Genomic DNA, 13201 nt, shown 5'->3' on the forward strand with positions numbered 1-13201 from the left:
TTGAAAATCAAAAATTGTTTTGATGTTCGATGCTGTGAGTGCCCACACAGATTGCTTGATTCAAATTGTTAAAGAGCGTCACGCTTGTCGCGTTGAGGAGGCGCATATTACGCCTCTCACTTCGAAAGTCAAGCGATTGTTTTCGCTTTTCTTTCGGCGCCCACTTCGCTAGGAAGCTGGCTCATCAGTTCGGCGTGTTCCGCCGTGCTGGTAGGGGCGCATTATAGGGAGCCGCGCTGCGATGACAAGACTTTTTTTGAAGAAAATCACGAAAATTTCAAATTATTCAATTAGAAACAGCTTATTCAGTGTATATATACAATGTTATCCACAATCCGGTTATTTCACTCCCATTTTAGCGTCATTTATGTCGCCTTTAGTGACCTTGGGAATGCCATACTGGAGCCGATAACCTCTCCCGAGTGGTCCATGGTAGCGCCAATCAGGAAAGCTGGTTACCATGGAGGTGAATATAGTGTTGCACCTTTTTTGCTTTCATTTACAAAAGGTCTTTTAAGATGAATTTATCCAAGTTTCCCGTATATATGCAGGCCGCAATCCTTGCTCTGGTATTGGCAGTGGTTGGCTACCTGGTTGCCCAGGCCCTGCAGTTCTCTTTGAAAGCGGAAGTGATTTTTGCAGCAGGTCTGGCCATCGGCGGTTTCGTGGTACCGCTGTTCCTGAAGCGAACCCCGGCTAATGTCGCCGAGTCGATCGCCAATCAGGAGACTTGCACCTTATATGTAGGCAACCTGCCCTATCGCGCCAATGAGATTGCAGTGCGCGAATTGTTTGCCGAACAGGGCCAGGTCATTTCCGTGCGGTTGATGAAGGACAAGGCAACCGGCAAGCGCAGAGGTTTCGGTTTCGTGGAGATGCCCGCCGCCGATGCCGCCAAGGCGATTGCCGCTTTGAATGACAAAGAGTATCAGCAGCGCACCCTTAAGGTGCGTGAAGCAAATGACAAACGTGATAAAGAGGAAAGAGAAGGTAGCGAAACTGACGCCTAACCGCTCGTCAGTACTTCACCTCTTCCAGTGATGACAGCCCCCATGCTTGCAAGGGGGCTGTCAGTTTTTGGGCCTCCCCATCCAGCCGGGTACAGTAAGCCCTGGCAACCACCTCTTCTATATGTACAGGCTGCACGGTGGCATGCCCGCCATTGCTCAGCAACCAGCCCACCCGTTTGGCAACGGCACAGCCCGAGTCAACAAGCTGGCATTGCGGCATCAGTTGCCCAATCTCTTCATTAAGTAGCGGGAAGTGAGTGCAACCGAGCACCAGCGTATCCGGCTGCTCTTCCCCCTCCAGCCAGTCGGCCAATACCTCGCGCAGCAGCGCCATATTGACAGGTAGGCCCGCCAGCTTGTGTTCGGCTTCTATGACCAGCTCGGTGGTGCCCTTGAGCAGCACCCGCTTGCCGGGAGCAAACTGGGCGATCAGTTCATGGGTATAGTCGCGACTCACAGTGCCTGGCGTAGCCAGCAAACCGATACAACCGTTGCGAGTCTGTGCAGCGGCGGGCTTGATGGCTGGCACCACCCCCACCACGGGAATATCCAGTGCCTCACGCAAGGCCGGCAGCGCTATGGTGCTGGCCGTGTTGCAGGCAATCACCACCAGATCGATCTGATGACGGGCCACCATGGTGGTCACCAAGCGGGTGCAGGCAGCAATCAGGGCAGGCTCGCTCAATTCACCATAGGGGAAGTTGGCGTTGTCGAAGCAGTAGAAATAGTTGTGTGCCGGCAGAACGCGGCGGATTTCGCGGTAGATGGTCAGGCCACCCATACCGGAATCAAACACGAGAATATTGGCCACTTGAGCTCCCCTTTGGTGCAAGGCGGCGATCATACTCCCGCCTGCCGCCAATAGAAAAGGCCCTGCCAATGGCAGGGCCCGGGTTTTTCAAGGATGAACCGAATAAAGCATCAGAAGCGGTAGTCGGCAGTCACTTTGAACTCGGTACCCGGCGATGCGTAACCATAAGCGGGGGCGTAATCACGATCGAACACGTTATCGATACGTCCACCCAAGGTAAATTGCTGAGTCAACTCGTAACTGGCAGCCAGGTTCAACAGCGTATAGGCACTGAGTTCCACCCGCTGGCTAGTCGCCCAGTTGTTGTCATAGCGCTTGCCGACATAGAGCAGCTCAGCAGTCAGTGTTGCTGCATCGAATCGGGTATCTGCAATCCAGCTGCCTTTATGCTCAGCTCTACGCAACAACTGCAAATCCTGGTTACCCGTATCTTTGGCTCGGGTGTAGTCGTAACTTAGACGATGATGCACTGGTCCGGTGTCGATGCCGAACTCCGTTTCCACCCCTTTGATATCTGCAGTGGTATTTTTGGGATTACAGGTGTTGCTCATGCTGGTCAGGCAATAAATCAGATTGTCGATGCGGTTACGATACAGATTCACAGACCAATCCCATACCGAATAGCGACCTGACAGACCCAACTCCAGGTTTTTGCTCTCTTCCGGCTTGAGTGTCGGATTCTCAAACCCAGGATAATAGAGCTGGTTGAAGGTCGGCGCTTTGAAGCCAGTACCGTAGCTCAGCCGGACATTATGGTTCTCATCGATATCCAGCCCGCTGGCGGCAGACCAGGTGTTGTGACGACCATATTGCTGGTTGTCATCGGTACGACCTGACAGCTCCCACAGCAGCGCCTGCCAACGGTAGCTCCCTACGGCAAACAGACCGGTATTGTCGCGGTCGGGGGCATTGAAAGCTTTATTAGACCCTCGAGAATCTGACTTCATCTCTTCACGCTGCCAATCTGCACCGCCTGTCAGGCTGACCCCTTCAATACCACTCCAGCTATTGATCCAGGATAAGCGTGTCAAACCTGTATGAATGGGCTGGCCAGTCTCTTCCCCATTACTCTCCAGCCAGTTCTTAAGCTTGTTCTCACCGTAACTGGCTTCAAATCGACTGATCAGATCCTTACTCTGGAACTTAAGACCACCGTCATATTGGAAAGCCTGAACCCGACTTTGATCTGATGATGGAACGCCGGGCGCAAGCCAGTCTTCACCACCATCTATATCAGTAAGGTTGTTATAACCCTGCGCGTTAATGTCGGTACTCCAAGCATCATTGAAACGGTGATTCAGACCAATCTGGCCATTCAAACCAGCAAACCCATCCCGATCAGGCTGTATAGGGGTAGAGCCATCTTGCGCCTTAATATCAAAACCGTCGGTACGCTCGTAGCCGATCAGCATGTTCATATCGGTTTTTTGGCCCAATGACTGAACCGTTCTGAGCTCGCCTTGGCCATAACCATTGCTGCCAGCGCCGCCCTTCAAATGTGTCTCGCTGCCATTCTTGGCGGATGTTTTGGTGATGAGGTTGATAACACCGCCAATGGCATCGGAACCATACACTGCCGCTCGTGGGCCACGGATATACTCGATGCGCTCGATATTGCCGAGCGGGATTTGGCTGAGATCGGGCGTGCCCGCCACCATGGCGGCAATCGGGCGACCATTCATCAAGACCAGAGAGTGGTTGGAGTTGGTTCCACGGACAAACAGGCTGCTGATGTGCCCTCGGCCTCCCAGAGTCGCCATCTGCACGCCGGGCAGGGTTTTCAGCAAATCAGGCAAACTCTGCACCTGACGAGATTCGATCTCGGCGCGATCGATCACCACAACAGGCGCCAGCACCGAGCTGACCGGTTGTTCCACACGATTGGCAGTAATCACCAGTGTTGGATTGATGGGGATGGTAGTTTGGGCAAACGCCGCCGTCGGCAACAGGGCAGCCGCCAGAAATTTCTTCGACATGAGAGATCCTTAAGTTCGCGTAAGTATCTACTTCGTGGCCGGTTTCTCTCGGCCCGAAATACGAACTCTGGCAGGTCTTCGGGCTCGGGGGCTGATAGCCTACGGCGACGGCTTCCCGCCTGATGGCAGTGCCCTGATGTCGCTTCGTTCCCCCTTACCGCTGCGCGCCAGCTCCGGATTTTCACCGGATTCCCTATTAAGCATGATGCGCCAAAGCGGGAGGATTATAGGCAGAGCCAAGCTGGATGTATAGCCATCCAGATTTCTATTTATTGCCCACCAGCGCCGCCAGCCGCTGCTGGGCCCCCTCCATCACCGCCTGTACCCCGGGATGAGAAAGATGGCGCCCTGCCGAGACCAGATAATAAGAGAGGGTAACGTCGGTGAGGGTCGCAATCCGCTCCACTCCGTAGAGGCGACCAATCTCGTCAGCCATCGCCAGCGGCGCCGGGAAGATCCCCATCCCCGCCTTGCCGAACGACTTCATCAGGGTAGAGTCATCAAACTGCCCCACCAGATGGGGATGAATGCCCTGCTGGCGATACCAGGCCAACAGCCGATCGTGGGTGGCCGATTTCTCTCCGGGGATCAGAAACGGCAAACCCTCCAGCGAGGCGGGAAAGCCGTCCCGCGCCCGCGCCGCCAGCTCGGGGCTGGCAAAGAGCGCCAGCGGGCTGCGCCCCAGCTCGTGGTTGTAGCCACGTACACCACTGTCGGGAGGAAGCGGGCGATCGATCAGCACCATATCCAGCTTGTGACGGGCCAGTTCGCTGAACAGCTGCTCGGCTCGCTCCTCGTGACACACCAGCCGCAGCGGCGTCGCCAGCGCCATGGCGGGGGCCAGCAGCTCGAACGCCAGAGTACGGGGTACCGAATCGGCGATCCCCACCTGCATTGTCAACTCTTGACTGGCGTGGCGCAGGGTGTGCTCCAGCTCGGCGCCGAGCGAGAAAATCGCCCCCGCCTGCTCCTGCGCCTGCCGTCCGGCAGCGGTCAGCACCAGACGCCGCCCCACCCGGTTGAACAGCGCCACCCCGAGTGACTGCTCCAGCTCGGCGACCTGACCGCTGATGGTCTGCGGCGTTAAGTGCAGCTGTTCGGCGGCCTGCGTCACGCTGCCGCAGCGCGCCACATGCCAGAAGTAGTAGAGCTGTTTGTAGTTGAGCATGCCGTCCCCAATCAGTTTTTACCGAACAACCATCAGCGAGAATCTGATTTTATCGAAACATTGCGGGCTCTAGCATGCAACCATTATCTGAACTGCCCTGCGAACCATCATGCTGGACGTTGTTGTACTCTTCTTTCTGTTTGGTCTGCTGGCCGGTCTGGTGCGCTCCGAGCTCAAGCTGCCGCCCGCCCTTTACGACACTCTCTCCCTCTTTTTGCTGCTGGCCATCGGCCTCAAGGGCGGCGTCGGTCTAGCCCAACAATCCCTGCAACCTCTGCTGCCACAACTGGCGCTGGTGATCCTGCTCGGCGTGGTGCAGACCCTGCTCGGCTTTGCCGTGCTGCGCCTCAAGATGAACCGGGTCGATGCCGCCGCTACCGCCGCCCACTATGGTTCGGTCAGCGTCGCCACCTTTGCGGTCGGGGTGAACTGGCTCACCGAGCGGGGCATCAGCTTTGAATCCCAGCTCTCCATCTTCCTCGCGGTGATGGAGATCCCGGCCATTCTGGTGGGCATAGTGCTCGCCCGCGGCATCAGTCGCGAGACTCGCTGGCGCATGCTGGCCCACGAGACCTTCCTCGGCAAAGGGGTAACTCTGCTGCTGGGCGGCATGGCCATCGGCTATCTGGCCGGACCGGATGGAATTGCTCCGCTCAAGCCGCTGTTTGTCGACCTGTTCAAGGGGGCGCTGGCGCTGTTCCTGCTTGAGATGGGCCTGATCGTCGCCCGTCAGTGTCAGGATCTGCGCCGCCACGGCCTATTCCTGCTCGGCTTCGCCCTGTTGATGCCGCTCGCCTCGGCGGGACTGGGTTTGGCGGCTGGCCAGCTGATGGGGCTATCTCTCGGCGGCCTGACCCTGCTGGCTACCCTGGCGGCCAGCGCCTCCTATATTGCCGTGCCGGCTACCATGCGCATCGCCGTGCCTCAGGCCAACCCGGGGCTGTCCCTCAGCGCCGTGCTGGGGGTCACCTTCCCGTTCAACATCATGCTGGGGATCCCGCTCTACCACAGCTGGGCCCGCCACTTCACGGAGTAGCCACATGCAGACCGAGACCCGCACCCTGCTGACCGTCATCACGGAAGCCAATCTGGAGCCGACCCTGCTGCGCACCCTCACCCGCGAGGGGCTGCGCGGCTACACCATCACAGATGCCCGCGGTCGTGGCGATCATGGTGAGCGCAACGCCAGCTGGAGCGAGAGCGGCAACATCCGGCTGGAGGCGATCTGCAGCCGGGAGCAGGCGGAGCGGCTGCTGGCCCACCTGCAGAGTCGTTACTACCCCGATTACGCCATGATCGCCTTTCTGCAACCGGTCGAAATCGTGCGACCCGAGAAATTCTGAGCCAGCTTGCCGGCTCTTTTTGTTTACCAAAAGCAAACGTTTGACAACAAGGAGCCAATACACATGAACACCCCTCCCCTGATCGGCCTGGTAATGGGCTCCGACTCTGACTGGCCCGTGCTGCAGGCCGCCGCCCGCATCCTCAAGGAGCACGGCGTGCCCTACGAGGCGCAGGTAGTCTCGGCCCATCGCACCCCGGATCTGCTGTTCGAGTATGCCGCCACTGCCCGCGAGCGCGGACTGCGCGCCATCATCGCCGGGGCCGGTGGCGCTGCCCATCTGCCGGGCATGGTCGCCGCCAAGACCACGCTGCCGGTGCTGGGGGTGCCCATCCCCTCCCGTCATCTCAAGGGAATGGACTCGCTACTCTCCATCGTGCAGATGCCCAAGGGGGTACCGGTCGCCACCTTCGCCATCGGCGAGGCGGGGGCTGCCAACGCCGCCCTGTTCGCGGTCTCCCTGCTCTCGGTCGCCCTGGATGACGACGCCCCCCGCTACCGGCAGCAGCTCGACGACTTCCGCACCCACGAGCGAGATCGGGTGCTGGCGCTGCAACTGGAGGAGCCGACATGATCCTGCCCCCCGCCACCCTCGGCATGCTCGGCGGCGGTCAGCTTGGCCGCTACTTTGTGATGGCCGCCCACCGCCTCGGCTACAAGGTGGTGGTGCTGGATCCCGACCCGGCCAGCATCGCCGGTGCCGCCGCCGATCACCATATTGTCGCCCCCTATGACGACCAGACCGCTCTGCACGAACTAGCCAGCCGCTGCGAGGCCATCAGCTGCGAGTTCGAGAACGTGCCCGCCGCCACCCTCTCCCTGCTCGAAAAACACAAGCCGGTACGCCCGGCCGCCAGCGCGGTGCGGGCCTGTCAGGATCGCCGTGAAGAGAAAGCCTTTCTGCGCGGGGCCAACATCCCGATCGCCCACTATCTGGCGCTACTGCCGGAAGAGCCTATCCCCGCACAGGCCAGCGAACTCTTGCCCGCCATTCTCAAGACGGCCCGCGAAGGGTACGACGGCAAGGGGCAGTGGCAAGTGAATAATCTGAATGAGCTGGCGAGCGCGCTGGCAGCCAGTGGCGTGCCCTGCGTGTTGGAGCAACGGCTGGCGCTGGAGGGGGAGTTTGCCCTGACCCTGGCCCGCAGTCCGAGCGGCGCCATCAGCGCCCTGCCGCTGGTACAGAACTGGCACAGCGGCGGCATCCTCGATCAGACTCGCTCCCCGGCCAATGTGCCGGTGCTGGAGAGCGAAGCCAAAGCAATAGCCGAGCGGCTGATCGCGGCCCTCGATTACGTGGGGGTGCTGACGGTGGAGTTCTTTCTGGTGGAAGGCCGACTGCTGGTCAACGAGCTGGCGCCCCGTCCCCACAACTCGGGTCACCCCAGCCTCGACAACGCCGCATGCAGCCAGTTCGAGTTGCAGGTGCGGGCCCTGTGCGATCTGCCGCTGCCGGAGCAGATCGCCGTGCGTCCCGCCCTGTTAATCAACCTGCTGGGGGATCTCTGGCAAAACGGCACGCCAGACTGGGCCGCCCTGCTGACGCTGCCCGTCCTGCATCTGCACCTCTATGGCAAGGGCGAACCCCGCCCCGGCCGCAAGATGGGCCATATCACGGTAACCGGTGATGAGTGGTCAACGGTGGAAGAGAGCTGCCGTCAGGCCCGCCAGCTGCTGGGGCTAGCGCCACGCTGATCGAGCATCGGAAATACAAAGACCCGGGCATGGCCCGGGTCTCTGTTTTTGCTTGCTATGGCAGGGAGACTTATCAGGCCCGCTCCACCGCTACCGGTGCCGGCAGGCGAATGGTGAGGGAGAGCACCAGCGCCACCACCAACAACACCAGGATCAGGTGGAAGGTCGCCATAAAGCCACCAAACAGGGAAGCCACAATGGAGCCGATGATGCTGCCCAGACCAAAGCCCAGATAGATGACGCCGTAGTTCTTGGTCAGGTTGTTGAGACCGAAGAAGTCGCTCACCAGCGAGGGGTAGACGGTGATGGTGCCGCCGAAACTGAAGGCCACACAGGCAACCGCCACAAAGAAGAGGTTGGCATTGAGCGGCACGAACAGCAGCAGCGCCATGCCCGCCAGGGTAATCAGCTGGGCGATGGTGATAACCCGGATGCGGGACATCTTGTCGGAGAGGATACCCAGCACCAGACGGCCGCCCAGGTTGGCCATGGCGATGATGGCGACGGCATTGGCAGCGACTACAGCAGGCAGACCCACCATCTTCTCGCCGATATCCTTGGCCACGCCGATGACGTAGAGGCCGCTCATGCAGGCGGTGAGGAACATCAGCGCCAGCATCCAGTACTGCGGCTTGCGCATCGCCTCGGCCAGGGTGAAGTCACGGCTCTCGCTCTGCTGCACGGAGGCGGCCTGCTTGGGCGCATCCTTCATCAGCATACCGCCCACCAGCACCATGGACATCGCAATCAAGCCCCACAACTGGAAGGTGGTCTCAAGGCCGGAGCTGGAGAGCAGCAGCAGGTTGATATATTTGAAACCGAGACTGCCGAGACCATAGGCACCGATGGAGCAGGCGGAGATGAGCCCCTTGCGCTCCGGGAACCACTTCACGCAGTTGGAGAGGGTCATCAGGTAGCCGGTACCGTCGGCAAAACCGACCAGAATGCCTGCGCAGAGGTAGAGCATCGCCAGATTGCTGGCATGGGCGGTGAGGAAGAAGCCGATGCCGAGCAGCACACCGGCGCCCAGGGTCACGTTGCGCACCCCGAACCGCTCCTGCAGCTTGCCCGCCATGGAGGAGGCGACTGCCAGCGACAGGCTGAGCAGGCCGAAGGCGAAAGCCACCTGACTCACCGGCTCGTCCAGCTTGTCGGAGAGCTGGGCGTTGAACAGGCTCCAGGTGTAGACAGAACCCAGTGCGAACTGGGTGATGATGGTACCGATCAGTGTCAGGTACCGGGTGCGGTTCATCTCTTTGGTCATGATGCGTCTCGGTCGATGGCCTTAAGGAAATTGAGGCCACTATAGGCAAGACGCAGTTCGCGCCGATCGATTAAGGCATGAAATGCAGATCGGCGGGAATGAATGACAATCAGAGCCGCATCAGCTGACGGAACGCCTTGATGTTGCTGCGACTGACCGGTACCTCGAACGGCAGATCATGGAGCCGGATGAGATAGGTGCTGTTAAACCAGGGGACTATTTCGCGGATCTTGTTGATGTTGACGCAGTAGGAGCGGTGGCAACGGAAGAACCCCTCGGCAGGTAGCCGGCTGACAAACTCGCTGATGGTCATGGTCATCACGTAGCGATCATCGCGGGTATAGACATAGGTGAGCTTCTCGTCGGCTTCCGCGTAGTAGATCTGCTCGCAGGGGGTGACGATGATGCGCTCCCCCTTCACCAGATTGACGGTGCGATTGTGGGGGCTGCTCCCCTCGCCGCTCGCCTCCCCCGTGGTGGCTGGTTGCGACTTGCCCGCATGCTCGAGCTTTTGCAGCAGATTGATGATGCGCGGCTCGTTGTAAGGCTTGAGGATGTAGTCGAACGCCTCCAGCTCGAACGCCTCCACCGCAAATTCCTTGTAGGCGGTGACGAAGACAATGTGGGGCGGATGACTCGACTTGTGCAGGTTCTTGGCCAGCAGCAAGCCGTCGATGGAGGGGATCTGGATATCCAGAAACACCACGTCCACCTCGTGATCCTGCAGGTATTTGAACGCCTCCAGCCCATCCTCAAAGCTCGCCACTATCTCGATCTGGCTGTGCTGATTCACCAGATAGATGAGCTCTTCGCGAGCCAGATATTCATCTTCGACAATAATGGCTTTCAGCATGACAACACCTCTCGCGGCACACACTTATCCTCAACCATGATGGCACTCAGCATGGCATCGACTCCTGATCCGGCAGATAGAAACTCACCTCGGTACCCGGCTCCAGCCGCTTGAGGTGCAGGCCGTCGCCATAGAGCAGCTTGACCCGCTGATGCACGTTCATCAGGCCGATGCTGCGGCTCTCCACCCGACCGGCGGCTACCCCGTCGATCACTGCCTGACTGATGCCGTAACCGGTATCCCGCACCGATACCCGGATGCCGCCCGCCAGCTGCTTCACCTCGATGGTGACCCGACCCGGCGCGCTGCGGGGCTGGATGCCGTGCAGGATGGCGTTTTCCACCAGCGGCTGCAACAGCAGGCTCGGTACCTGAATGTGCACATCGTCCACCTCGAATACCACCTCCAGCTTGTCGCCGAAGCGGGCCTGCTCGATGGCCACGTAGTCGCGCACCTGCTGCAGCTCCTCCTGAATGTCGATGAGCTCATCCCCCTTGTTGAGGTTGTAGCGCAGGTAGTCCGCCAGATTGGCAATCAGCTGACGCGCCTGCTGGGGCCGGATGCGGATCAGCGACGAGATGGCGTTGAGGGCATTGAACAGGAAGTGCGGGTTGATCTTGCTCTGCAGCGCGGTGAACTCCGCCTTGCGAGTCATCTCCTTGAGCTGCTCGATGCGCGACACCTCCATCTGGGTGGAGATGAGCTGGGAGAGGCCGACCGCCATCTCCCGCAGCGAACTGGTGATGCTGTGGGTGCGGCGGTAGTAGATCTTGAGGGTGCCGCTCACCGCGCCGTTTTCTCGCAGCGGAATAATGATGACCGAGTGGAAATCGGAGAGGTGATACTGGCGCAAATCGTTGTTGATGATGATCTGGTCGAGCAGCACCGCCTGCTGGGTCATGCCGCTGATGGCGTGGTGCTCGTCCAGCTCGTAGTAATCCTTGCCCACCCCGACATAAGCCAGCACGTCATGGGTATCTGTGATGGCCACCGCATCGGCGCTGATGTCGCGCCGGATCACATCGCACACCTGACTGAGGGAGTGGCGATCGATGTTCTGGAAGAAGGGCAGCGTCTTGTTGGCGATATCGAGCGCCAGCTTGGCCTGCTTGGCGGCAATCAGCTCCTTCTCGTCATCCAGATCCTGCACCAGCTTGATGATGAGGCCGATGCAGAGCGCCCCGGCGATCATCGGATAGGCGATATGGTTAACGATCTCCACCCCGACTTCGTGGGGCTCGGTCAACAGCCAGATGAGCATCATGGTGAGCCCTTCGCAGAGCATCCCCGCCAGAATACCGTAGAGCCAGAGCCGTGACTTGCGACAGCGCAGGTGCAGCCAGGTGGCGAGCAGACCGGCGATGATGCTGGCGATAAGGCAAGGGATGGAGGTGTGGCCATCCATGTCGATGAGATAGCGGTGCAGACCGGAGATGACCCCGGCCGGAATGCCGACCCAGGGGCCGAACAGGATGCCGCCGGAGATAATGGCAATGATCCGCACGTTGATCAGCGCCCCCTCTACCGGAATGCCGGTGTAGGTACTGAACACCGCAAACAGGCCGAAGATGGAGGCTACCAGCACCAGCTCCGCCGGGGTGTGATCCCGCTTCTGGAACAGCCGCTGGAACGGCCGGGTGCGGGTCAGGAAGAAGAGGGTCATCAGCATCAGCGCCGCCCGTTCGAACACCGCCAACAACATCATCTGATTCTCAAGCATCTGCGCCCCCTTGCGGCAATCCGATCGATCACCATAACCCCGACCAATAAATCGGGGCCGGATAAACCAGCCCCTGTGACATCAACAGTACTGACCGGCCACCCAGCCGGAGGACCAGGCCCACTGGAAGTTGTAGCCACCCAGCCAGCCTGTCACATCCACCACTTCGCCGATGAAGTAGAGGCCCGGTACCTTGCGCGCTTCCATGGTCTTGGAGGAGAGCTCGTTGGTATCGACGCCGCCCAGGGTCACTTCGGCGGTGCGATACCCCTCGGTGCCGTTGGGCAGGATCTGCCAGTCACCCAGCAGGTTGGCGATCGCCTCAAGTTCCCGCTCGTTGTACTGACGCATCGGCTTGCTGACCAGCTGGCCCAGCTCCACCAGCTTGTCGACGAAACGCTTGGGCAGCTCGCGCCCAAGCACGGTTTTCAGCTCCTGCGCGGGGTGCGCCTGCGCCCACTCGCGCAGGGCGGCCGGAATATCCAGCTCCGGCAGCAGGTTGATGTGGATCTTCTCGCCGGCGTGCCAGTAGGAGGAGATCTGCAGGATGACGGGGCCGGAGAGGCCGCGATGGGTGAACAGCATCGCCTCCTTGAAGCGGGTGCCATCCTCGGCGGTCACCGCTACCGGCAGGCTGATGCCCGCCAGATCGGCGAACGCCTCTTTCTCGGCCTGATGGAGGGTAAAGGGCACCAGTCCGGCGCGGGTCGGCAGCACCTTGAGACCGAACTGCTCCGCCAGCTTGAAGCCATAAGGGGTAGCACCCAGCTTGGGCATGGAGAGACCGCCGGTCGCCACCACCAGCGAGTGGCAGCCGATCTCACCCTTGCTGGTGGTCAGCACAAAGCCTTCGTCCTGCTTGCTGACGGTGAGGATCTCGGTCTGGAACTGCAGGGTCACCCCGGCCCAGTCACACTCGGTGAGCAGCACATCGACGATATCCTTGGCGCTCTCGAGACAGAACAGCTGCCCCAAAGTGCGCTCGTGATAGTTGACCCCGTGGCGATCCACCAGATCGATAAAGTCCTGCTGGGTGTAGCGGGCCAGCGCCGACTTGCTGAAGTGGGGATTCTCCGACAGGTAGGCGTGAGCGCCTGCCTGATGGTTCGTGAAGTTGCAGCGGCCACCGCCACTGATGAGGATCTTGCGGCCCGGCTTCTTGGCATTGTCGAGCACCAGCACGGAGCGGCCCCGATAGCCCGCCTGCGCCGCACACATCAATCCGGCCGCACCGGCCCCGATCACCACCACATCGACCTGCTTCATCATCACTCACTTATCAAAATAGAAACGGCACCTGGCCTGAACCGTGATTGCCTCTGGCGGAACAGAACCATAGTGACTGCCCACCAGAATAAACAA

The 13201-nt window shown here is 59.9% G+C and carries 12 protein-coding genes and 1 riboswitch; of the genes, 5 read left to right on the forward strand and 7 right to left on the reverse strand.

The genetic code is table 11. The annotated features are described in order from the left end of the window. Positions 1-518: 518 nt before the first annotated feature. Positions 519-1010 (forward strand): RNA-binding protein, encoded by a 492-nt coding sequence (locus ACB040_RS14380; RefSeq protein WP_005339200.1) that lies wholly within the window; start codon positions 519-521, stop codon positions 1008-1010. Positions 1011-1017: 7 nt separating this feature from the next. On the opposite strand, the gene murI is transcribed toward ACB040_RS14380, so the two are convergent. From murI to ACB040_RS14395, 3 genes are all read right to left on the reverse strand, one after another. Next, complete coding sequence (murI, locus tag ACB040_RS14385; protein WP_338773263.1) at positions 1018-1821, reverse strand: glutamate racemase; 804 nt, start codon at positions 1819-1821, stop codon at positions 1018-1020. 110 nt (positions 1822-1931) lie between these two features. Beyond that, a complete protein-coding gene (locus ACB040_RS14390) occupies positions 1932-3797 on the reverse strand; it encodes a TonB-dependent receptor domain-containing protein (RefSeq protein WP_338773262.1) in 1866 nt (621 codons plus the stop codon). 51 nt (positions 3798-3848) lie between these two features. Next, a riboswitch (cobalamin riboswitch) is annotated at positions 3849-4027 on the reverse strand. A 35-nt stretch (positions 4028-4062) separates the two neighbouring features. Continuing rightward, entirely contained in the window at positions 4063-4965 is a 903-nt protein-coding gene (locus tag ACB040_RS14395) for a LysR family transcriptional regulator (protein WP_302247009.1), read from the reverse strand. Positions 4966-5074: 109 nt separating this feature from the next. Here ACB040_RS14395 and ACB040_RS14400 point away from each other — a divergent pair, with 109 nt between their 5' ends. The 4 genes from ACB040_RS14400 (at position 5075) to ACB040_RS14415 (ending at position 8002) form a co-directional block, all read left to right on the forward strand. Beyond that, the gene (locus ACB040_RS14400) at positions 5075-6001 is read left to right on the forward strand and encodes a sodium-dependent bicarbonate transport family permease (protein ID WP_005342109.1); all 927 of its coding nucleotides are present in this window, start codon (positions 5075-5077) and stop codon (positions 5999-6001) included. 4 nt (positions 6002-6005) lie between these two features. Continuing rightward, complete coding sequence (locus ACB040_RS14405) at positions 6006-6308, forward strand: P-II family nitrogen regulator (RefSeq protein WP_005321666.1); 303 nt, start codon at positions 6006-6008, stop codon at positions 6306-6308. Between the two features lie 63 nt (positions 6309-6371). After that, the gene (purE, locus tag ACB040_RS14410) at positions 6372-6881 is read left to right on the forward strand and encodes a 5-(carboxyamino)imidazole ribonucleotide mutase (RefSeq protein ID WP_202004860.1); all 510 of its coding nucleotides are present in this window, start codon (positions 6372-6374) and stop codon (positions 6879-6881) included. Then, on the forward strand, positions 6878-8002 hold the full coding sequence (locus tag ACB040_RS14415) for a 5-(carboxyamino)imidazole ribonucleotide synthase (RefSeq protein ID WP_338773254.1): 1125 nt from the start codon (positions 6878-6880) through the stop codon (positions 8000-8002). Before purE ends, ACB040_RS14415 begins: the two co-directional genes overlap by 4 nt. 73 nt (positions 8003-8075) lie before the next feature. Here ACB040_RS14415 and ACB040_RS14420 read toward each other — a convergent pair whose 3' ends face one another. From ACB040_RS14420 to ACB040_RS14435, 4 genes are all read right to left on the reverse strand, one after another. Beyond that, complete coding sequence (locus tag ACB040_RS14420) at positions 8076-9266, reverse strand: MFS transporter (RefSeq protein WP_040069602.1); 1191 nt, start codon at positions 9264-9266, stop codon at positions 8076-8078. Between the two features lie 109 nt (positions 9267-9375). Continuing rightward, positions 9376-10119, reverse strand: coding sequence for a LytTR family DNA-binding domain-containing protein (locus ACB040_RS14425; RefSeq protein WP_058052680.1), 744 nt, complete (start codon positions 10117-10119; stop codon positions 9376-9378). A 46-nt stretch (positions 10120-10165) separates the two neighbouring features. Then, complete coding sequence (locus ACB040_RS14430; protein ID WP_338773251.1) at positions 10166-11839, reverse strand: sensor histidine kinase; 1674 nt, start codon at positions 11837-11839, stop codon at positions 10166-10168. Between the two features lie 81 nt (positions 11840-11920). After that, the gene (locus ACB040_RS14435; protein ID WP_080764968.1) at positions 11921-13105 is read right to left on the reverse strand and encodes an NAD(P)/FAD-dependent oxidoreductase; all 1185 of its coding nucleotides are present in this window, start codon (positions 13103-13105) and stop codon (positions 11921-11923) included. Positions 13106-13201: the final 96 nt, after the last annotated feature.

It is taken from the genome of Aeromonas sp. S11(2024), from assembly GCF_041402345.1.
Lineage (GTDB): Bacteria > Pseudomonadota > Gammaproteobacteria > Enterobacterales > Aeromonadaceae > Aeromonas > Aeromonas veronii.

Coding starts and splice junctions, on each gene's coding strand:
- ACB040_RS14390 (WP_338773262.1), bottom strand. CDS start 3,797: ATGTCGAAGAAATTTCTGGCGGCTGCCCTGTTGCCGACGGCGGCGTTT.
- ACB040_RS14425 (WP_058052680.1), bottom strand. CDS start 10,119: ATGCTGAAAGCCATTATTGTCGAAGATGAATATCTGGCTCGCGAAGAG.
- ACB040_RS14420 (WP_040069602.1), bottom strand. CDS start 9,266: ATGACCAAAGAGATGAACCGCACCCGGTACCTGACACTGATCGGTACC.
- ACB040_RS14380 (WP_005339200.1), top strand. CDS start 519: ATGAATTTATCCAAGTTTCCCGTATATATGCAGGCCGCAATCCTTGCT.
- ACB040_RS14415 (WP_338773254.1), top strand. CDS start 6,878: ATGATCCTGCCCCCCGCCACCCTCGGCATGCTCGGCGGCGGTCAGCTT.
- ACB040_RS14435 (WP_080764968.1), bottom strand. CDS start 13,105: ATGAAGCAGGTCGATGTGGTGGTGATCGGGGCCGGTGCGGCCGGATTG.
- ACB040_RS14405 (WP_005321666.1), top strand. CDS start 6,006: ATGCAGACCGAGACCCGCACCCTGCTGACCGTCATCACGGAAGCCAAT.
- ACB040_RS14430 (WP_338773251.1), bottom strand. CDS start 11,839: ATGCTTGAGAATCAGATGATGTTGTTGGCGGTGTTCGAACGGGCGGCG.
- ACB040_RS14395 (WP_302247009.1), bottom strand. CDS start 4,965: ATGCTCAACTACAAACAGCTCTACTACTTCTGGCATGTGGCGCGCTGC.
- ACB040_RS14400 (WP_005342109.1), top strand. CDS start 5,075: ATGCTGGACGTTGTTGTACTCTTCTTTCTGTTTGGTCTGCTGGCCGGT.
- purE (WP_202004860.1), top strand. CDS start 6,372: ATGAACACCCCTCCCCTGATCGGCCTGGTAATGGGCTCCGACTCTGAC.